Annotated in this window: 17 protein-coding genes; 8 read left to right on the top strand and 9 right to left on the bottom strand. The window is 64.1% G+C overall.

The window, feature by feature from the left end:
- Nucleotides 1-491 precede the first annotated feature (491 nt).
- The 4 genes from PC39_RS14495 to PC39_RS14480 all read left to right on the top strand — a co-directional run bounded on the left by PC39_RS14495 (nt 492) and on the right by PC39_RS14480 (nt 6,982).
- Complete coding sequence (locus tag PC39_RS14495) at nt 492-3,506, top strand: ribonucleoside-diphosphate reductase subunit alpha (protein WP_353254121.1); 3,015 nt, start codon at nt 492-494, stop codon at nt 3,504-3,506.
- Nucleotides 3,507-3,727: 221 nt separating this feature from the next.
- Entirely contained in the window at nt 3,728-3,898 is a 171-nt protein-coding gene (locus PC39_RS14490; RefSeq protein ID WP_353254120.1) for a hypothetical protein, read from the top strand.
- A gap of 71 nt (nt 3,899-3,969) precedes the next feature.
- Nucleotides 3,970-5,160, top strand: a complete 1,191-nt coding sequence (locus PC39_RS14485) for a ribonucleotide-diphosphate reductase subunit beta (protein WP_502950886.1) — start codon at nt 3,970-3,972, stop codon at nt 5,158-5,160.
- 184 nt (nt 5,161-5,344) lie between these two features.
- Nucleotides 5,345-6,982: a hypothetical protein gene (locus tag PC39_RS14480; RefSeq protein WP_353254119.1), complete on the top strand. Its 1,638-nt coding sequence runs from the start codon at nt 5,345-5,347 to the stop codon at nt 6,980-6,982.
- Nucleotides 6,983-7,026: 44 nt separating this feature from the next.
- Here the strand turns inward: PC39_RS14480 and PC39_RS14475 are convergent, their stop codons facing one another.
- Nucleotides 7,027-7,461, bottom strand: a complete 435-nt coding sequence (locus PC39_RS14475; RefSeq protein WP_353254122.1) for a YiiD C-terminal domain-containing protein — start codon at nt 7,459-7,461, stop codon at nt 7,027-7,029.
- Nucleotides 7,462-7,849: 388 nt separating this feature from the next.
- Here PC39_RS14475 and PC39_RS14470 point away from each other — a divergent pair, with 388 nt between their 5' ends.
- Nucleotides 7,850-8,269, top strand: a complete 420-nt coding sequence (locus PC39_RS14470; protein ID WP_353254118.1) for an RNA-binding protein — start codon at nt 7,850-7,852, stop codon at nt 8,267-8,269.
- Here the strand turns inward: PC39_RS14470 and PC39_RS14465 are convergent.
- From PC39_RS14465 to PC39_RS14450, 4 genes are all read right to left on the bottom strand, one after another.
- Complete coding sequence (locus PC39_RS14465; protein WP_353254117.1) at nt 8,165-8,665, bottom strand: restriction endonuclease; 501 nt, start codon at nt 8,663-8,665, stop codon at nt 8,165-8,167. The genes PC39_RS14470 and PC39_RS14465 overlap by 105 nt on opposite strands.
- Nucleotides 8,666-8,906: 241 nt before the next feature.
- Nucleotides 8,907-9,758 (bottom strand): protein NO VEIN domain-containing protein, encoded by an 852-nt coding sequence (locus PC39_RS14460; RefSeq protein ID WP_353254116.1) that lies wholly within the window; start codon nt 9,756-9,758, stop codon nt 8,907-8,909.
- Nucleotides 9,759-9,809: 51 nt separating this feature from the next.
- Nucleotides 9,810-10,355, bottom strand: a complete 546-nt coding sequence (locus PC39_RS14455; RefSeq protein WP_353254115.1) for a YiiD C-terminal domain-containing protein — start codon at nt 10,353-10,355, stop codon at nt 9,810-9,812.
- A gap of 208 nt (nt 10,356-10,563) precedes the next feature.
- Entirely contained in the window at nt 10,564-10,932 is a 369-nt protein-coding gene (locus tag PC39_RS14450) for a hypothetical protein (protein WP_353254114.1), read from the bottom strand.
- Between the two features lie 439 nt (nt 10,933-11,371).
- Here PC39_RS14450 and PC39_RS14445 point away from each other — a divergent pair, with 439 nt between their 5' ends.
- Nucleotides 11,372-11,656, top strand: a complete 285-nt coding sequence (locus tag PC39_RS14445) for an RNA recognition motif domain-containing protein (protein WP_353254113.1) — start codon at nt 11,372-11,374, stop codon at nt 11,654-11,656.
- Nucleotides 11,657-11,787: 131 nt separating this feature from the next.
- Here PC39_RS14445 and PC39_RS14440 read toward each other — a convergent pair whose 3' ends face one another.
- Complete coding sequence (locus PC39_RS14440; RefSeq protein WP_353254112.1) at nt 11,788-12,936, bottom strand: acetyl-CoA C-acetyltransferase; 1,149 nt, start codon at nt 12,934-12,936, stop codon at nt 11,788-11,790.
- A 437-nt stretch (nt 12,937-13,373) separates the two neighbouring features.
- Between PC39_RS14440 and katG the strand changes: the two genes are divergently transcribed.
- Complete coding sequence (gene katG / locus PC39_RS14435; protein WP_353254111.1) at nt 13,374-15,605, top strand: catalase/peroxidase HPI; 2,232 nt, start codon at nt 13,374-13,376, stop codon at nt 15,603-15,605.
- An 82-nt stretch (nt 15,606-15,687) separates the two neighbouring features.
- On the opposite strand, the gene PC39_RS14430 is transcribed toward katG, so the two are convergent.
- Nucleotides 15,688-16,572, bottom strand: coding sequence for a dihydrodipicolinate synthase family protein (locus PC39_RS14430; protein ID WP_353254110.1), 885 nt, complete (start codon nt 16,570-16,572; stop codon nt 15,688-15,690).
- Nucleotides 16,573-16,619: 47 nt separating this feature from the next.
- Entirely contained in the window at nt 16,620-17,399 is a 780-nt protein-coding gene (locus tag PC39_RS14425; RefSeq protein ID WP_353254109.1) for an aldolase, read from the bottom strand.
- A gap of 143 nt (nt 17,400-17,542) precedes the next feature.
- Between PC39_RS14425 and PC39_RS14420 the strand changes: the two genes are divergently transcribed.
- Nucleotides 17,543-18,079, top strand: a complete 537-nt coding sequence (locus PC39_RS14420; protein ID WP_353254108.1) for a helix-turn-helix domain-containing protein — start codon at nt 17,543-17,545, stop codon at nt 18,077-18,079.
- A 235-nt stretch (nt 18,080-18,314) separates the two neighbouring features.
- Here the strand turns inward: PC39_RS14420 and yghU are convergent, their stop codons facing one another.
- Nucleotides 18,315-19,208: a glutathione-dependent disulfide-bond oxidoreductase gene (yghU, locus tag PC39_RS14415; protein ID WP_353254107.1), complete on the bottom strand. Its 894-nt coding sequence runs from the start codon at nt 19,206-19,208 to the stop codon at nt 18,315-18,317.
- Between the last annotated feature and the right edge of the window lie 58 nt (nt 19,209-19,266).

Raw genomic sequence — 19,266 nt, 5'->3', positions numbered from 1 at the left:
CTCCTGATTGCCGTGGCGTTGGCAACATACGAGGGCCAGGGTGAGGGGGTGCCCAACCACCGCCCCAAGCCCGCCATGACACGCACCCTGCAAGGGCGTCACGTTTTTCTGAATCCCGAATTCCAATAAATCAATCAGTTACCGCACTGCAGCGCGCAAATAGCGGCGCCTGCGTCATCCCGGTGCGCCCCCGGCGGGCGGCCGTGCCCGACCGGCCTCCGATGCCCCGAAACGGACCCGAAACCCACCTCCGCCGTCACTGTCTAACCCACTGACCCCGGGGCGATTCCCGGAAAACGCACACGGGTTATGCACAGGCACTCCCCAATCCTGTGCACTGTCTTATCCACCGCGACCCACAATATATAGAGTCCGATTGGTCAAAAATTGCCACTTGACCTCTACATATTGTGGAGTATCTTCAGTCGTAAGCAGTCGGCCCCGCCGGGGCCGACGGGGGTGCAGATCACCGCATTTCACGGGGTAGGAACATGCAGCAGACACAAGAGACCGGGCGCGCGGCGCCGGCCCGGCCGCAGCCGGACGACAGCCAGTCCACCGCCGAGATCGCGGCCACCGCGCCCGGCGGCTACAAGGTCATCCGGCGCAACGGCAAGGTCACGCCGTTCGACGCCAGTAAGATCGAGGTCGCCCTGACCAAGGCCTTCCTGGACGTGGAGGGCCGCGGGGGCGCCGCGTCCAGCCGCATCCGCGACACCGTCAAGAAGCTCACCGAGCAGGTCGAGGCCGGCGTCACCCGCAGCCTGCCGGGCGGCGGCGCGGTGCACATCGAGGACATCCAGGACCACGTCGAGCTGGCCCTGATGCGCGCCGGCGAGCACAAGGTCGCCCGCTCGTACGTGCTCTACCGCGAGGAGCGCGCCCGCGAGCGCGCCGAGCAGGAGGCCAAGGCCGGCAAGAAGGGCAAGGCCGCCCCGGCCGCCGCCGAGATGAACGTGGCCTTCAAGGACGGCACCACCCGCCCGCTGGACCAGGACCGCCTGCGCCGGGTGATCGGCGAGGCCTGCGACGGCATCGCCGGCGTGGACGCCGAGAAGGTGCTGTCCGACACCCTCAAGAACGCCTACGACGGCATCAGCGAGGACGAGTTGGCCACCGCCCTGGTGCTGTCCGCGCGCCAGCGCCTGGAGGCCGAGCCCAACTACAGCTCCGTGGCCGCGCGTCTGCTGCTGGACAAACTGCGCCACGAGGCCCTGACCTTCCTCGCCGACGGCCGCGTGGTGTACGCCACCCACACCGAGATGGCCGAGCGCTACGCCGACTACTTCGCCGACTACGTCAAGCGCGGTGTCGAGCACGAGCTGCTGGACTCCGAACTGCTCAACTACGACCTGGAGCGGCTGGGCAAGGCCCTGCTGCCCGAGCGCGACATGCAGTTCACCTACCTCGGGCTGCAGACGCTCTACGACCGCTACTTCATCCACTACGAAGGCCACCGCTTCGAGTTGCCGCAGGCGTTCTTCATGCGCGTGGCCATGGGCCTGGCGATCAACGAGATCGAGCGCGAGGAGCGCGCGATCGAGTTCTACAAGCTGCTGTCGTCCTTCGACTTCATGAGCAGCACGCCGACCCTGTTCAACAGCGGCACGCTGCGCCCGCAGCTGTCGTCCTGCTACCTGACCAGCGTGGCCGACGACCTGGGCGGCATCTACGGCGCGATCCACGACAACGCCATGCTGTCCAAGTTCGCGGGCGGCCTGGGCAACGACTGGACCCCGGTGCGCGCCATGGGCGCCCATATCAAGGGCACCAACGGCAAGTCCCAGGGCGTGGTGCCGTTCCTGAAGGTGGTCAACGACACCGCCGTGGCCGTGAACCAGGGCGGCAAGCGCAAGGGCGCGGTCTGCGCCTACCTCGAGACCTGGCACAAGGACATCGAGGAGTTCCTGGAGCTGCGCAAGAACACCGGCGACGACCGCCGCCGCTGTCACGACATGAACACCGCGAACTGGATCCCGGACCTGTTCGTGAAGCGGGTGCTCAACGACCAGCAGTGGACCCTGTTCTCGCCCAACGACGTGCCCGACCTGCACGACCTCACCGGCAAGGCCTTCGAGGAGGCCTACGAGCGCTACGAGGCCAAGGTCGAGGCCGGCGAGATCAAGAACGCCAAGCAGGTCTCCGCCGTGGGCCTGTGGCGCAAGATGCTGTCGCTGCTGTTCGAGACGGGCCACCCGTGGTTCACGTTCAAGGACCCGTGCAACCTGCGCAGCCCGCAGCAGCACGTGGGCGTGGTCCACAGCTCCAACCTGTGCACCGAGATCACGCTCAACACCTCGCCGGGCAAGGAGATCGCGGTCTGCAACCTGGGCTCGGTCAATCTCGCCCAGCACGTGGTCGACGGCGCCCTGGACGTGGACAAGCTGGAGAAGACCGTGTCCACGGCGCTGCGCATGCTCGACAACGTGATCGAGTACAACTACTACAGCGTCAAGACCGCGCGTGACTCCAACCTGCGCCACCGGCCGGTGGGCCTGGGCCTGATGGGCTTCCAGGACGCCCTCTACAAGCTGCGCCTGCCGTACGAGTCGGAGCAGGCGGTCGAGTTCGCCGACCGTTCCATGGAGCGGATCAGCTACTTCGCGATCAAGGCCTCCACCGACCTCGCCCAGGAGCGCGGCCCCTACAGCTCCTTCAAGGGCTCGCTGTGGGACCAGGGCATCCTGCCGATCGACTCCATCAGGATCCTGCGCGAGCAGCGCGGCGAGGAATACCTGGACCAGGACGAGAGCGCGACCCTGGACTGGGACGGCCTGCGCCAGCGGATCCAGCAGGTGGGCATGCGCAACTCCAACTGCATGGCCATCGCCCCGACCGCGACCATCGCCAACATCACCGGCGTGAGCCAGTCGATCGAGCCCACGTACCAGAACCTGTACGTGAAATCGAACCTGTCGGGCGAGTTCACCGTCGCCAACCCCTACCTGGTCGAGGACCTCAAGCAGCTCGACCTGTGGGACGAGGTGATGGCCAACGACCTCAAGTACTACGACGGTTCGGTGCAGGCCATCGACCGCATCCCGGACGACCTCAAGGCCCTGTACCGCTGCGCCTTCGAGATCGATCCCAAGTGGCTGGTCGAGGCCGGCTCGCGGCGCCAGAAGTGGCTGGACCAGGCCCAGAGCCTGAACCTCTACATGGCCGAGCCCTCGGGCCGCAAGCTGGACGAGCTGTACAAATTCGCCTGGCAGAAGGGCCTGAAGACCACCTACTACCTGCGCTCGGTCGGCGCCACGCACGTGGAGAAATCCACCATCACCGACCACCGCCTCAACGCCGTCGGCCACGGCGGCCGCGGCAGCGGCGGCGGCGCGGGCGCCGGCGGCAGCGTCACCGGCGGCGGGGACCGCCCGAGCGCGGCCCCGGCCGGCGCCTCCGCGAGCGCGAATGGTAACGGTGCAGGCAACGGCGCCGAGGCGGCCCCGCCGCCCACGGCCCCCATGGCCTGCGCCATCGACGACCCGGAATGCGAGGCCTGTCAGTAACCCTCATGAATCCCCTCTCCCCCTTGGGAGAGAGGAACCCCCAACCCCCTCTCCCCCTTGGGGGAGAGGGCTGGGGAGAGGGGGTCACATCCACGCCCTCTCACCTTGGGGAAAGAGGAACCCCCACAAACCCCCTCTCCCCTTGGGGGAGAGGGTTGGGGTGAGGGGGTAGACATCCAGGCGACCGGATGCCGAGGCAAACAACCAGGGGGACCGGCAACATGACCGAGCCGACAGACTGGCACCGCACCGTGACCTACGTCACGGGCGAGGACCTGCAGGAAGAGCCCGCGCTCTACTCGCAGGCCAGCGACACGGTCCGGCAGCAGAAACAGGCCCGCCGGCGGCACATCCGCAACCGCCGGGCCACGCGGCAGATGCGCCGCAAGTAGACACGCGAATTTCAGGTTCCGGGATTCAAGTCTCAAAGAACCGGGACGATACAGAGATAGAGGACAGCGCCATGCTCGAATGGAACGACAACCGCCCGACCGACCCCAACCAGAGCGTGCATCCGCGCCAGCCGGCCACCGTGCCCGACCCCAACGCGGTCGACGACGGCGAGCTGCGCGAGGAGCACAAGGGCGAGGAGTCCAACGAGGCCGTCACCGGCCTGGAGCAGGTCGAGATGGGCGCCGGCCGCGTGCAGGTCGACGACAAGGCCATCATCAACTGCCGCGCCGACGTCAACCAGCTCGTGCCGTTCAAGTACCAGTGGGCCTGGGAGAAGTACCTGTCCGGCTGCGCCAACCACTGGATGCCGCAGGAGATCAACATGTCCGCGGACATCGCCATGTGGAGCGATCCCGAGGGCCTGACCGACGACGAGCGCATGATCCTCAAGCGCGGCTTCGGCTTCTTCGCCTCCAGCGAATCCTTGGTGGCGAACAACCTGGTGCTGGGCATCTACAAGCACCTCACCAACCCCGAGTGCCGCCAGTACCTGCTGCGCCAGGCCTTCGAGGAAGCCGTGCACGGCCACTGCTTCCAGTACATCGTGGAGAGCCTCAACCTCGACGAGGGCGAGATATTCAACATGTACCGCGAGCTGCCCAGCGTGCACAACAAGGCCGCCTGGGCCATGCAGTACACCCAGAGCCTGAACGACCCGGACTTCCAGACCGGCACGCCCGAGAACGACCAGAAGTTCCTGCGCGACCTGATCGCCTTCTACATCATCTTCGAGGGCATCTGGTTCTACGCCGGCTTCGTGCAGTTCCTGAGTTTCGGCCGCCGCAACAAGATGACCGGCACCGCCGAGCAGGTGCAATACATCATGCGCGACGAGTCCATGCACCTGAACTTCGGTGTGGACGTGATCAACCAGATCAAGATCGAGAACCCGCACCTCTGGACCAAGGACTTTCAGGAAGAGGTGCGCAGCATGATCGACGAGGCCATGCACCTGGAGATCGAGTACGCCCACGACTGCATGCCCCGCGGCGTGCTCGGCCTCAACGCCAGCATGTTCGACGAGTACATGAAGTTCATCGCCAACCGCCGCTGCGCCCAGATCGGCCTCGCCGAACTCTACCCGGGCGCCGAGAACCCGTTCCCGTGGATGAGCGAGATGATGGACCTCAAGAAGGAAAAGAACTTCTTCGAGACCCGGGTCATCGAGTACCAGACCGGTGGGGCGCTTTCCTGGGACTAGATCTCAGGGGGACAAGCAGAAGCGCCAATGGAAGGTGACGGCAACAACAAAAGTAGCGGGCCTTTGGCCCGCTTTCTTTTTGGCCAAAGTTGTTCTTTGCAAGCGCCTATTTCACGCATACTGGCTGAGCAACCTCACGGTTTAGTGTTCTCGGATAATTCCTCGTAAATTCGCGGGATCGACTATGTTAATTTATGCAAACAGCCTAGAGCTTCAATCGCCTGAAGATGCTGACCATGCCTTACATGCTGTAGCCCGCTGGCTAGGCCAAAAGACCAAGACGTGGATAGAGGCAGATGACCTGCGCACCGTCAAAAACGACAATATAAATGGCGCCTGGATCCGTTGTTTTCCAGCGTCAGAGTTGCCGCCCGAAACCTATTCAATATTATTTACCCACCCTGACGTAGATATCCCCGGTCGTCAGTGGGTGACCGAACTTAGCATACAGAAGCGATATGATAGTGCTTTTTTCTCTTTATTGTTAGAAACAAGTGACATAAGCACCCAAATAAAAACAGTCCCTGAGACAACGCGGCCACGCTTAATTCAATTTATTTCTAATAAATGCAAGGTCGCAATGGGAATTCCTGGAATGGCGGTGCAGCATGTTCAGAATGATTACGATCATTTACGTGCGCTCGCTCAAGCTATCGAGCATCCTTATCGGCGGGATCCCGTTGTTTTGGTGAGTAGAGATCATGATGGCTACGCATATGTAGATATAGACCGACTTCAAGAGCAATTATTTGGTTTAGCGCAAGTAGTCGATATTTCACGTCAAGTCAACTCATACGACCTGGAGCGTTTATTAACACGAAAACGTAGCGCCTGGGGAGGGGCTATCAATGTTATTTTTCCTCCTATAACTCACCGTCGAGGAGGGCAGCATATACGTAACAGGTTGTTTTTAACTTATGAATTAGATGATCTCATAAAAAATCAACACAGCATAACTAGTGAGGTGATATCTACCGTCACCCACTGGACCAATATGGACCATAAAAAGCGCCATATTGCTCCAAGTGATGCTCGTTTAAAGAGAGCACGAGATCGTCAAAATGTTTTGAGAGATAAGCTAGAAACTGCTTCGGAGGCCAATGAAACAGAACGTGAATACCTTAAATACGCTGCCGAAGAAATCGAAGCGGCAGAGGAGCAGAGTCATAAACTAGTCGAAGACTACAAGCATCAGTTAGAGCAATCTCAGCTTGAGGAAATGCGACTAGAGGAAGAATTTCAGCATAGCCAAAAGCGTCTGCGACGGGAAGAGCGGAAAAATGAGCAACTACTCCATCAACTTCAAGAGCAGGGGGCGAAGCTTAATAAATTAGATATATCAGAAATAACAGAGGATGTCGCCAGTCTAATTGAAGGTAGCCTTTCTCCCGAGAACTGTCTCCGAATACTTGAAGCATTCTTTCCAGATAAAGTTCAAATTCTCGACTCGGCATTTTCCTCTGCTAAGGACTCATGCCATTTTGATCAATCAGAAAGATTGCTAGCGCTATTATGGAAGTTGCCTACTGAGTTTGTATCAGCTTTAAAAGAAGGCGGTACTAATGAAGCACGCCGCGCATTTACCACTAACGAGTACTCTCCTACTGAATCAGAATCTGTCCAGAACAACGCTGAGTTGCGGCGCTATAGATTATTTAAGTACAAAGGGGATGAAGTAGAGATGTTGCAGCATCTAAAAATTGGTATTTCTGATGATCCTGTGAAAACGATACGTGTCCATTTTTGCTGGGATGGCGAAGACGATCGAATTGTTATTGGTTATTGTGGGCCGCACTTGCCTGTCGCATCTCACAAAAAATGAGGACGCGGTTCCGGGGACAGTACACCTAATTAAATACTCTATTCTTAACGCCGCCGCGGTCGCATCTGGTAGAGCGCCCGGCTGCGGGCGACCACCTCGCCGTTGGTGTCCTTCAACTCGCCCCGCAGCTCGAACTCCGCCTGGCCGTGCTCCAGGGTCTCGGCTTCGATCCGCTTGGCTTCTTCATCGGGTAGAGTAAGTTCGACCGAGACGTCGGTTTTGGCGGCCTTGACGAATGCCAGGTCCAGCGCGGTGACGATGGGGATGAAGCGGCGCATGCCGAAGGTCGCCAGCATCAGCGGGCCGCCGGGAAACTCGGCGAGCGTGAACAGGGCGCCAGCGTACATGGTGCCGATGTGGTTGACGTTGCCCTTCAGGGGCATGGCGCAGACCACGCGGCACGGCTCCAGCTCGACGATGCGCACGCCGCTGCGTCGCACGAACGGGATCACGAAGCGCGACAGGTGCTTGATCGCCATCGGTTCCAGGCGCTCGCCGAGCCGTTCGGCGCCTTGTACCGGCAGGCCGAGTTGGCGGGCGCGGTTGAGCATGCCCGTGGCGGTGTTTTGTAGTCGGTCGGAAATGGTCATGAATTCCCCCTCACCCCAGCCCTCTCCCCCAAGGGGGAGAGGGTGTGTTTGTAGTGCGGAGTCTAGCAACCAATGGTGGGCGTGGTCGGGTATCGGTCAGACGGGCCGCTGTCTTGGAAACGGCATGATCGCTGTCATCCGGGGATCGCGTGGCGGTTGGAGGCGAAACCCGAATACACCACCCAAACCCCAGAATAGGTGCTAAGCTCCCCCGGTCAGTCCTTGCTTTGCCCGAACCTGCCGGCCGGCAGCCGGGCCATCCCATAAGCAATCACCGATGCCTCGCCCCCGAGGCGAAACGTCCCCGTGTGCCGCCCCGCGTGATCGCGGTGGTAAGTCGGCGGGGGCGTCGGGGGCCGACGGTCGCCGTCGCTGCGTCGGGCGGCGGCCGTTCGTACACTGCGACGCCTGTATTGCCGGGCCCTGTCGGGCCGGCGTTTATCATGGAAATCGAATGTCTCAGAACAAACTGTATGTGGGTAACTTTCCGTATGACGTGACCGAGTCGCAGATGCGCGACCTGTTCAGCGGCTACGGCGAGATCGAGGAGCTCGCGGAGACCGGGGTCAGAGTCGTATTTTCCCGATTGCAGCTATACGAAAGTACGCGTCCCACGACAATTGGGGTACTGGCTACAACCGTAGAAGTCCTGCCCGGCATTCGCGCCACGTCGCGCGGTGCGCCTAACCATCCCTGAGCCGCAGCGGGGACACTCCGGTTCGCGCCTTTCCTGACCGGCCGGCTGAGACTGGCTCGGGGTACGTTCCCCAGCCTCGCCGATAACGGCTCGGGCATCGGTCAGCTCAATATTGCGGCCTTCCGCAAACTCGAGGGCGTCGCTCGTAAATTCGCCGACACCGACAACGAATCCCCCCGCCGCGCCGCGGGCCACCATGACACCGTACAGCTCGCGCACGACCGAGACGCCGATCTTGTGGGCTCGCCACTGCTTGCATTGGACGAGGAAGACTTCACCGCCCTTTCGTGCGACCAAGTCGACACCGCCATCCGCGCCGGCTGCAGTCGATTCGACCTGATAGCCTTGCCGCTCGAACCAGGCGTGCACCAGATGCTCGAAGTCGCGCCAACTCATGTCGAGAACCGTGCCCCGGCCCGAGATCGATTCGGCTTCCCGGAGTAGTTTGTGACGTTGCCGACGACTGGCGACGGATACTATTGCCGCGCACACCAACATGAACGGGAGCAGGTACTGGAGAATTAGGCCGGCAACGCGCGCGATGTTGGCCCACAACACGGGACCCAGGTCGGCAAGGCCTTCGGAGATCGGGGTCAGAGTCGTATTTCTTTCTTATGCCTGTGCGTGGGCATAGTCATCAAAATCGTGCGAGGTAGCTTATCGGGTCGAGGCGGCATCGGTCATCGATGGCGCCCATGAGCGTGAACATCCGCGGCTGCCTGCGGAACTCAAAGATGCGGTATAGATGGAAGCGATCGCTCACTTCCTTGGATAACGCCAACTCGTTGTCGCTGAGAAAGAATGGTGTGTCTTTGCCGAAGGCAGTGGTCTTGACCTCGATCAGGCGCTCCTGTCCGTCCGTATCGAAAGAGAGCACGTCATAGCCGAGGCCGTCGCCTTGGGTGACGGCGACATGCTCCACTTTCTCGCTGAGCTTGCGCTTGCCTGCACGGTGCAGACGATGCTGCTCGTAACAGGCGACCAACTCCTCGCCTGCCTTGCCGAGTGAGCGATTGCGTGCTTCCAGAGCAAGGTAATCCCTCTTGGCGACGTGTGAATGGGACTTATGCGCGGGCGCGTGCTCGCGAATCCCTACAGTAGAGGCCGTTGGCGGGTCCGTTAGCAATGCATCGAAGTTCGGCGCAAGGGGCGCGGTAGCCGGTTGCTTTGCAGCGGCTTCTGCCGCCGCGTCGAGTTGACCGCCCATGCTCAGTCGCCGACTAACGACCTCGAGAAGTAAGCTCTGGTAGTTCGACAGTGGCTTGTAACCTGGCACGTAGGGGAAGCCCAGTTCGATCATGATCGCGCTGATGTTCTGGTGCTTGCGCTCTATAGCGCCGTCGGATCGGCCGCGCAGTTGGGCCTTTAAGCGCTGACGATGCTGCGATTTCACGTAATGCTGGCCGGATAATTCAAGGGTCAGCATGTGCAGGTAGTCGTCGACGACCGCCGCCACCTCTTCCGCAGCCCAGGGCGATCTGTCAGTCATCAGCTAAGCTGGTGTTTCGGGGGACAGTGCACGCACTTCGATGCGCCATTCTCAACGCCGCCGCGGCCGCATCTGATACAGCGCCCGGCTCCGCGCGACCACCTCGCCATTGGCATCCTTCAGCTCACCTCGCAGCTCGAACTCTGCCTGGCCGTGCGCCAGGGTCTCGGCCTCGATCCGCTTGGCTTCGTCTGGGGTCAGGGTGAGCTCGACCGAGACGTCGGTCTTGGCGGCCTTGACGAACTCCAAGTCCAAGGCGGTGACGATGGGGATGAAACGCTTCATGCCGAACGTCGCCAGCATCAGCGGGCCGCCGGGGAATTCGGCCAGGGTAAACAGCGCGCCAGCGTACATGGTGCCGATGTGGTTGACATTGCCCTTCAGGGGCATGGTGCAGACTACGCGGCCCGGTTCCAGCTCGTTGACATGCACGCCGCTGCGGCGCACGAACGGGATCACGTAGCGCGACAGGTGTTTGATCGCCAGCGGTTCCAGGCGTTCGCCGAGCCGTTCGGCGCCCTGCACCGGCAGGCCGAGTCGGCGGGCGCGGTTGAGCATGCCCTTGGCGGTGTTCTGCAGTCGGTTGGGAATGGCCATGAATTCCCCCTCACCCTGGCCCTCTCCCCCAAGGGGGAGAGGGGATGCTTGTAAGGCGGAGTCTAGCAACCAATGGCGGGTTCGGTCGGGTATCGGTCACAAGGGGCTGCTGTCCGGAAAGCGACCGGATCGATATCGTGGGCCATACGTCGGGTAGAGGCGCATGGGAAACGGGCCAGGCTGCTATTTCCTGAGCATGAATAGCGGCCTACTCCGGGAAACTCGTCGTCGTGATCCACTGACAGAAGTCCTCGCGCGCATCACGGCCCGAACGACGAACCCCATGACGCATCCGCATACGCAGGGCATAGCCTTCGAGTATCTGCGTGCTCAGCGTCAGGATCATGAGAGCCTCACCGCGAATCTGCTCGTCGTCCTGGTGCTCGGCTAGCCATTCCAGGGCACGTTCGGCCCTGATTGCGGTGAGATGATCGGGTTCGATCACTTGCCAGGGTTCGATCCGGTAGGGGGTGTCGCTGCACATCGGCCAGGCTTCGTTGACTTCCGCCTGGTTGGTGTAAGCGAGGGCCGGCGAGATGAGTGCAAGCAGTGCCAGGACCGGCACCAGACGGAGCATCCCTTTCCATCGACCGTTAATCATGTCGTCCTTCCATGGATTGTCGAGTCTTCAGGATATTCTGTCTGCCGGGTCGGGCGCCACGCCAGCCCCGGCTTGGGCCGGAGCAGTGGTCGCTGTCATCAGGTTCCGCGCATGACGGTTGGATACGAAACCCGTGCACACCACCCAAGACCCAGAATAGGTGCTAAGCTTCCCCGGTCAGTCCTTGCTTTGCCTGAATCCGCCGGCCGGCGGTCGGGCCATCCCCAAGCAATCACCGATGCCTCGCCCCCGAGGCGATACGTTCCCGTGTGCCGTCCGGCGTGATCGCCGTCGCGGACCGGTCCGGACGTCGGGGGCCGGCGGTCGCCGTCGCTGCGTCGGGCGGCGGCCGTTCGTACACCGCGACGCGTGTTTTGCCGGACCCCGTCGGGCCGGTGTTTAGCATGGAAATCGAATGTCTCAGAAGAAATTGTATGTGGGTAACTTCCCGTATGACGTCACCGAGTCGCAGATGCGCGACCTGTTCGGCGGCTACGGCGAGATCGAAGAGCTGGCGCTGATCATGGATCGCGATACCGGCCGCGCCAAGGGCTTCGGGTTCATCACCTTCGCCCAGCAGCAGGCGGCGGAGAAGGCCCTCGAGATGAACGGCAGGGACCTCGGCGGCCGGCCGCTGAAGGTGAACATCGCCATGGAGAAGGGCCGCGACGATCGCCGCGGCGGGCGTACCCGCTGGTAAGCGGCGACCGCTCTTAGCCGGATCGGCAGCCGCCGGCGGTCCCGGGATCGCCGGCGGCTTTTTGTTACGCGGACTGGTCGGCCGAATGGGGCCGGTCGCCCGCCCGGCGAATAGCCGGACGGGCCTCAGGCTCAGAGCCGCTCGATGATGGTGACGTTGGCGACGCCGCCGCCCTCGCACATGGTCTGCAGGCCGTAGCGGCCGCCGCTGCGTTCCAGCTCGTGCAGCAGGGTGGTCATCAGCTTGGTGCCGGTGGCGCCCAGGGGATGGCCCAGGGCGATGGCGCCGCCGTTGACGTTGGTCTTCTCGTGCGGGTAGCCGATGTCCTTGAGCCAGGCCATGGGCACCGGGGCGAAGGCCTCGTTGATCTCGACCAGGTCGATGTCCTCCAGGGACAGGCCGGTGCGCTCGAGCGCCCGCTGGGTGGCGGGGATCGGGGCGGTGAGCATGTAGATCGGGTCGTCGCCCATCACGGACATGTGGTGGACGCGGGCGCGCGGGGTCAGGCCGTAGCGCTTGAGCGCGGCTTCCGAGACCACCAGCACGGCGGAGGCGCCGTCGCTGATCTGGCTGGCCAGGGCCGCGGTGATGCGGCCGCCGGGGGCCAGCGGTTCCAGGTCCGCCATCTTCTCCAGGGTGGTCTCGCGCGCGGTCTCGTCCATGTCCAGGCCGCCGAGCGGGCTCACCTCGCGGTCGAAGCGGCCCTCGGCGATCGCCCGCAGGGCCCGCTTGTGGCTCTCCAGGGCGTATTCCTCCATCGCCTCGCGCTCGATGCCCCACTTCTTGGCCATCTTCTCGGCGCCGTTGAACTGGGTGACGGTCTCGTCGCCGAAGCGCGCCTGCCAGCCTTCGCTGCCGGAGAAGGGGTCCGGGTGGCCGAGTTCCTTGCCGGCGCGCATGGCCGAGCCGATCGGGACCTGGGTCATGGTCTCCACGCCGCCGGCGATGACCACGTCCTGGGTGCCGCTCATCACGGCCTGGGCGGCGAAGTGCACCGCCTGCTGCGAGGAGCCGCACTGGCGGTCGACGGTGACGCCCGGCACCGCCAGGGGCAGGCCGCCGACCAGGGCGCAGGTGCGGCCGATGTTGCCGGCCTCCGGGCCCACTGAGTCGACGTTGCCGAAGATCACGTCGTCGTACTCCGACAGCGGGATCTCGTGGCGGCCGGTGAGCTCGCGGATCACGTGCCCGCCCAGGTCGGCGGCATGGATGTGGGCCAGGCTGCCCTTGCGGCGGCCGGTGGGGGTGCGCAATGCGTCGACGATGTACGCCTCTGCCATGGTGTCGTCCTCCTGTTTGTATTCGGCGCGGCGCGCAGGATCGCTGCGCGGCGGGGCCCGCAAGTGTATCGCGTACCCCGGCCGGTATGAGCCGCTCCGACGGGTAGTCTTGCGTTGGAGGGGACCGGCGCGGCGCGCGGGCCATGGCGTGCGGTTCCGCGCCGGCCCGTGCGGCCGTTCGATTGCCAAATACTATGAAGTGCGTAGTGAAATTTCATTTGTTAAATGACCATCTTCCGCACTAGGGTTAGGTCATGGCCCGGTAAGCGGGCCGAAAAGCGATGCTGGAACAATCGGGACCGACGCCGCGCCGGCCGCGGATGGCGACGCCGTCCGGGCCGTGGCGCGTCGGTCGTGGCTGCGGACACCGCGGGTTCCACCGGGTGTCGTTTTGATTTACGAATGTGGCGATCCAACCAGAGAGGCAGGAGATAGACATGGCCGCAAACGCGAAGGACATCAAGGCCGGGGGTAAATGCCCGGTCATGCACGGTGCGCGCACGGCGCTGCACGGTGACGGCCCCGGCAACGATTACTGGTGGCCGAACCAGCTCAACCTCAGGATCCTCCATCAGCACTCGAACCTCTCCAATCCGTTGGACCCGGGCTTCGATTACAAGGAGGCGTTCAAGAAGCTGGATGTGAAGGCCCTCAAGGAGGACCTGAAGGCCCTGATGAAGGACTCGCAGGACTGGTGGCCGGCCGACTACGGCCATTACGGGCCGCTGTTCATCCGCATGTCCTGGCACGCCGCGGGTACCTACCGCGAGGGCGACGGCCGCGGCGGCGGCAGCACGGGCGCGCAGCGCTTCGCGCCGCTCAATAGCTGGCCGGACAACGGCAACCTGGATAAGGCCCGCCGGCTGCTGTGGCCGCTCAAGCAGAAGTACGGCAACAAGATCTCCTGGGCCGACCTGATCATCCTGGCCGGCAACGTCGCCCTGGAGGACATGGGCTTCAAGACCTTCGGCTTCGGCTTCGGGCGCGAGGACATCTGGGAGCCCGAGGAGGATGTCTACTGGGGCTCGGAGACCGAGTGGCTGGCCGACAGCAGCCACGAGAAGAGCCGCTACTCCGGCGACCGGGAGCTGGAGAACCCGCTGGCCAACGTCCAGATGGGCCTGATCTACGTGAACCCGGAGGGCCCGGACGGCAATCCGGACCCGCTCAAGGCCGCGCACGACATCCGCGAGACCTTCAGCCGGATGGCGATGAACGACTACGAGACGGTGGCGCTGATCGCCGGCGGCCACACCTTCGGCAAGTGCCACGGCGCGGTGCCCGAGGAGAACGTCGGCCCCGAGCCCGAGGCCGCCCCGATCCAGGAGCAGGGCCTGGGCTGGCACAACAAGGCCGGCACCGGCAAGGGCGAGTATTCCATGACCAGCGGCATCGAGGGCGCCTGGACGTCCCGGCCGACCCAGTGGGACACCGGCTACTTCGACCTGCTGTTCAAGTACGAGTGGGAGCTGAGCAAGAGCCCGGCCGGCGCCAACCAGTGGCATCCGAAGGACACGGCCGAGGAGGACATGGTCGTCGACGCCCACGATCCGTCCAAGAAGCATCCGCCGATGATGCTGACCACGGATCTGTCGCTGAAGATGGACCCCGAGTACGCCAAGATCTCCAAGCGGTTCCACGAGAATCCGGACGAGCTGGCGGACGCCTTCGCCCGCGCCTGGTTCAAGCTGCTCCACCGCGACATGGGGCCGAAGTCCCGCTATCTCGGCCCGGAGGTCCCGGAGGAGGACCTGATCTGGCAGGACCCGGTGCCGGAGGTCGACCATGAGCTGATCGACGCCAAGGACATCGCGGCCCTCAAGGACAAAATCCTGGGTTCCGGCCTGTCGGTGTCCGAGCTGGTGGCGACCGCCTGGGGCGCGGCCTCGACCTTCCGCAACTCCGACAAGCGCGGCGGCGCCAACGGCGCGCGCATCCGCCTGGCCCCGCAGAAGGACTGGGAGGTCAACGAGCCCAAGCAGCTCGCCAAGGTCCTGGAGACCCTCGAGGGCATCCAGAAGGACTTCAACGGCTCGGCCTCCGGCAACAAGCGCGTGTCCCTGGCCGATCTGATCGTGCTCGGTGGCAACGCCGCGGTCGAGAAGGCCGCCAAGGACGCCGGCCACGATCTGGAACTGCCGTTCCATCCGGGCCGCACGGACGCCACCGAGGAGCAGACCGACGCCGCGTCCTTCGAGGTGCTGGAGCCCGTCGCCGACGGCTTCCGCAACTACGAGAAGTCGAAGTTCACGGTGTCGCCCGAGGAGTTGCTGCTCGACCGGGCCCAGCTCTTGACGCTGACCGCCCCCGAGATGACCGCCCTGATCGGCGGCATGCGGGCGCTGGACGCCAACGTCGGCGGCAGCAAACACGGCGTGTTCACGGACCGGCCGGGCACGCTCACGAACGACTTCTTCGTGAACCTGCTCGACATGGACCTGGAGTGGAAGCCCACCTCGGACGACGAGTACGAGTTCGAGCTGCGCGACCGCAAGAGCGGCGACGTGAAGTGGACCGCCACCCGCGTCGACCTGGTCTTCGGCTCCAACTCCCAGCTCCGGGCCATCGCCGAGGTCTACGGGCAGGACGACGCGCAGGCCAAGTTCGTGCAGGACTTCGGCGCCGCGTGGAACAAGGTGATGAACGCGGATCGCTTCGATCTCGCCTGATCCTGTCCGACCCCGACGGCGTCCGGGCGCGGCCGATTCCTGGCCGCGCCCGGGCGCCTTTTCCTTTTTGCGGACCGTCTCCCTACTGCAGGTCCGCCAGCAATGCCCCCAGTTCCCGCCGGCCCGTCTCATCCAGACCGGTCAGGGGCGCGCGGGGGGCGCCCGCCTCCAGCCCGAGCAGACTCAGGCCCGCCTTGACCGTGGTGGGCAGGCCGCCGCGCAGGATGAAGTCGAGCACGGGTAGCTGCCGGTAGAAGACCGCCTTGGCCCGCGCCAGATCCTGTTGGCATACCGCGTCGTACAGTTGCCGGTTCAACGTCGGGATCAGGTTGGGCGCGGCGGTGCACCAGCCCGTGGCACCGGCGACGAACGCCTCCAGGGCCATGGGGTTGCAGCCGTTGTAGAACGGCACCCGGCCCTCGGCGCGCAGGTATAGCTGGTGCATGCGCTGAATGTCGCCGGTGCTCTCCTTCACCATGGTGACCCGCTCGTTCTCATCGACGATGCGCAGGATCAGGTCCACCGGCATGTCGATGCCGCTGGTGCCCGGGTTGTTGTAGAGCATGATCGGGATGCCGATGGCGTCGGCCACCGCGCGGAAGTGCCGGCGGATCTCGTCGGCGCTGAGCTTCCAGTAGGCGACCGGCAGCACCATCACCGCGTCGGCGCCGAGCGCCTCGGCCCGTTGCGCGCGCTGTACCGTGCCGGCGGTGGTGAGGTCGGAGACGCTGACGACGGTCGGCACGCGGCCGGCGACCGTCCTCAGGGTGTGCTCGGCGACCTGAGCCCATTCGCGTTCGTCGAGGTACGGGCCCTCGCCCGCGCTGCCCAGGGGGGCGATCGCGTGGACGCCGCCGTCGAGCATGCGCTCGATGCTCAGCCCCAGGGTCTCCAGGTCGGGCGCGCCCTGGGCATCGAACGGGGTGACCGTGTAGCCGATGATGCCGTGGATCGAAGTGGTGGTCATGACAATGTTCTCCAGTGCTGGATAGGGGGGTAGAGGCCGGGCGGCGGTCAGCTCAGGCAGTCCGCGTGCCGCGCCAGGGCGCCGCGCGCGTAGTAGTTGAAGGCGGCGCCGTGGCGCTTGGGCGAGCTGATCCAGTCATGGGCCTCACGTGCCAGCTCCGGCGGCACGGGCTTGATCTCGCCCGCCGCCATGGCCAGTAGCTGCAGCCGGGCGGCCCGTTCGATCAGCATCGCCAGAACGCAGGCCTCCTCGACGGAATTGCCCGCGACCAACTGGCCGTGGTGGGCGAGCAGGATCGCGCGCTTGTCGCCCAGGGCACCGGAGATGATCTCGCCTTCCTCGTTGCCCACCGGCACCCCCGGCCAGTCCTTGAGAAAGGCGCAGTCCTCGTACAGGGGGCAGGTGTCCATGTGCGAGACCGCCAGGGGCACCTCGAGCATGGACAGAGCCGACACGTGCAGGGGATGGGTGTGGATGATGCAGTTGACGTCCTCGCGCGCCCGGTAGACCCAGCTATGGAAACGGTTGGCGGGGTTGGGCATGCCGGTGCCTTCCAGCACCTCGAGGTCCTCGTTCACCAGCATCAGGTTGCCGGCCTGGATTTCGTCGAATCCCAGGCCCAGGCGCTGGGTGTAATAGGTGCCGGGCTCCGGTCCGCGGGCGGTGATCTGGCCGGCCAGTCCGGAGTCGTGGCCGCCGTCGAACAGGATCCGGCAGGTCAGTGCCAGCTTCTGCCGTACCGTCCAGTTGTTGTCTCCCAGACTGGTCTTCATCTGACGCCGGGCTCGCTCGACCAGCGTCTTCTTGGAGGCTTGCATGGTGCTCATCGGTTTCGTTCCTCGCCCCGAGGGGCTAAATTGAAGTCGTTTTGGTATCGCCGGGGCGCCGCCCCGATGCGACACTTAGTATCCTATATGACACTTTGTGTCATACGCAACCATGCTTTGCGTCTCGGACTGGAAACCGTTTTATGTCGACGCCCCTGCGGGTCATAAGAAAAAGGCTCGGATTGACCCTGGACGCCCTGGCCCGGAGCACCGGCCTGACCAAGAGCTATCTCTCCAAGGTCGAACGCGGTCTCAACACGCCGTCCATCGCGGTGGCCCTCAAGCTGGCCGAGGCGCTCGATGTCTCCGTGGAGGAGCTGTTCTCGGAGGGGGATACCTCGGCGGATGCCTACAGCCTGGTGCGGGCCGATGAACGCCGCTCGATGAGCCGCGACGGCGGGCTGGCGTACGCGTCCCTGGCCAGGCACGCCGGGCGCAACCGCCTACTGCCGTTCGTGCTGTATCCGCAGGCGGAGTTCGGCCAGTCGGCCTTCAAGGAACACGTGGGAGAGGAATTCGTTTTCGTCCACCGCGGCCGCGTCGAGGTGGACTTCATGAGCGAGCGCCTGATCCTGGAGTGCGGCGACGCCCTGCACTTCAACGCCCAGATGCCGCATCGCATCCGCTCGGTCGGCGACGAGACCGCCGAGCTGCTGGTGGTCGTCGCCGGCGAGGAGTGACGGGCGAGGTCGAGCATCCGGCCACAGCTCGCGACGGGCCGGCCGAACGCAACGCCGCCCGGGTCGTCTTGCACCCATGAAAACGCAAAGGCCCGCCAGTCGCCTGGTCGGGCCTTGCTGCCAGTGGGCGAAACCATCTGGCGGGGTCGGGCAAATGGTAGGTGTCGCCGGTGTGTAAGTCAAACCGACGCCGGTCGCGATTCGAGACCGGGTCGCCCTACAAGGTGGTGCCCGATCAGAGCATGTTCTGCGGCCGCTCGGATTCCGGCAGCTTGTCCATGGTCCGGTGCTCGAAGTCGCTGGCGTCGTGGCGCTCGGGGAGCTGCTCCGCCGGGTCGCCCCAGACGCGGTTGACTATGCGCCCGCGCTGCACGGCGGGGCGGGCGTCGATCTCGGCGGTCCAGCGCTGGACGTTCTCGTAGGACCGCACCTGCAGGAACTCGCCGGCCTCGTAGAGCTTGCCCTGGGCCAGCACGCCGTACCACGGCCAGGTGATGATGTCGGCGATGGTGTACTCGTCGCCGGCGAGGTAGCGGTTGTCGGCCAGGCGGCGGTCGAGCACGTCGAGCTGGCGCTTGACCTCCATGGTGTAGCGGTCGATGGGGTACTTCATCGGCTCCGGGGCGTAGGCGTAGAAGTGGCCGAAGCCGCCGCCCAGGAAGGGGGCGCTGCCCATCTGCCAGAACACCCAGTTGAGGGCCTCCGTTCGCATGGCGTGGTCGTCCGGCAGGAAGGCGCCGAACTTCTCCGCCAGGTAGAGCACGATGGCGCCCGACTCGAACACCCGCGTCGGGGTCGGCGTCGAGTGGTCCATCATCGCCGGGATCTTGGAGTTGGGGTTGACCGCGACGAAGCCGCTGGAGAATTGGTCGCCCTCCAGGATATTGATCGGCCAGGCGTCGTACTCGGCCCCCGCGTATCCCAGGGCCAGCAGCTCCTCCAGCATGACCGTGACCTTGACGCCGTTGGGCGTGGCCAGGGAATAGAGCTGCAGCGGGTGCTTGCCCACCGGCAGTTCCTTGTCGTGGGTCGGGCCGGCGACCGGCCGGTTGATGCTGTTGAACTTGCCGCCGCCGGCGTCGTCCGGGGTCCATATGGCGGGCGGGGTGTAGGCGGTGCGGTCGTTCATGGCGCTATCCGGGACGGGGCGGCCGCGCTCGGCCGCCGATGGGTGATGGCCTGGAAGC

It is taken from the genome of Salinisphaera sp. PC39 (assembly GCF_040361335.1).
Classification (GTDB): domain Bacteria; phylum Pseudomonadota; class Gammaproteobacteria; order Nevskiales; family Salinisphaeraceae; genus APNM01.
Note: the sequence above shows the minus strand (reverse complement) of the source record. Positions and strands in the feature narration are given on the sequence as shown.

What these genes read in the sequence shown, in the direction of transcription:
- PC39_RS14495 (WP_353254121.1), top strand. Translation starts at nt 492, where the DNA reads ATGCAGCAGACACAAGAGACCGGGCGCGCGGCGCCGGCCCGGCCGCAG.
- PC39_RS14490 (WP_353254120.1), top strand. Translation starts at nt 3,728, where the DNA reads ATGACCGAGCCGACAGACTGGCACCGCACCGTGACCTACGTCACGGGC.
- PC39_RS14485 (WP_502950886.1), top strand. Translation starts at nt 3,970, where the DNA reads ATGCTCGAATGGAACGACAACCGCCCGACCGACCCCAACCAGAGCGTG.
- PC39_RS14480 (WP_353254119.1), top strand. Translation starts at nt 5,345, where the DNA reads ATGTTAATTTATGCAAACAGCCTAGAGCTTCAATCGCCTGAAGATGCT.
- PC39_RS14475 (WP_353254122.1), bottom strand. Translation starts at nt 7,461, where the DNA reads ATGGCGATCAAGCACCTGTCGCGCTTCGTGATCCCGTTCGTGCGACGC.
- PC39_RS14470 (WP_353254118.1), top strand. Translation starts at nt 7,850, where the DNA reads ATGCCTCGCCCCCGAGGCGAAACGTCCCCGTGTGCCGCCCCGCGTGAT.
- PC39_RS14465 (WP_353254117.1), bottom strand. Translation starts at nt 8,665, where the DNA reads ATGAGTTGGCGCGACTTCGAGCATCTGGTGCACGCCTGGTTCGAGCGG.
- PC39_RS14460 (WP_353254116.1), bottom strand. Translation starts at nt 9,758, where the DNA reads ATGACTGACAGATCGCCCTGGGCTGCGGAAGAGGTGGCGGCGGTCGTC.
- PC39_RS14455 (WP_353254115.1), bottom strand. Translation starts at nt 10,355, where the DNA reads ATGGCCATTCCCAACCGACTGCAGAACACCGCCAAGGGCATGCTCAAC.
- PC39_RS14450 (WP_353254114.1), bottom strand. Translation starts at nt 10,932, where the DNA reads ATGCTCCGTCTGGTGCCGGTCCTGGCACTGCTTGCACTCATCTCGCCG.
- PC39_RS14445 (WP_353254113.1), top strand. Translation starts at nt 11,372, where the DNA reads ATGTCTCAGAAGAAATTGTATGTGGGTAACTTCCCGTATGACGTCACC.
- PC39_RS14440 (WP_353254112.1), bottom strand. Translation starts at nt 12,936, where the DNA reads ATGGCAGAGGCGTACATCGTCGACGCATTGCGCACCCCCACCGGCCGC.
- katG (WP_353254111.1), top strand. Translation starts at nt 13,374, where the DNA reads ATGGCCGCAAACGCGAAGGACATCAAGGCCGGGGGTAAATGCCCGGTC.
- PC39_RS14430 (WP_353254110.1), bottom strand. Translation starts at nt 16,572, where the DNA reads ATGACCACCACTTCGATCCACGGCATCATCGGCTACACGGTCACCCCG.
- PC39_RS14425 (WP_353254109.1), bottom strand. Translation starts at nt 17,399, where the DNA reads ATGAGCACCATGCAAGCCTCCAAGAAGACGCTGGTCGAGCGAGCCCGG.
- PC39_RS14420 (WP_353254108.1), top strand. Translation starts at nt 17,543, where the DNA reads ATGTCGACGCCCCTGCGGGTCATAAGAAAAAGGCTCGGATTGACCCTG.
- yghU (WP_353254107.1), bottom strand. Translation starts at nt 19,208, where the DNA reads ATGAACGACCGCACCGCCTACACCCCGCCCGCCATATGGACCCCGGAC.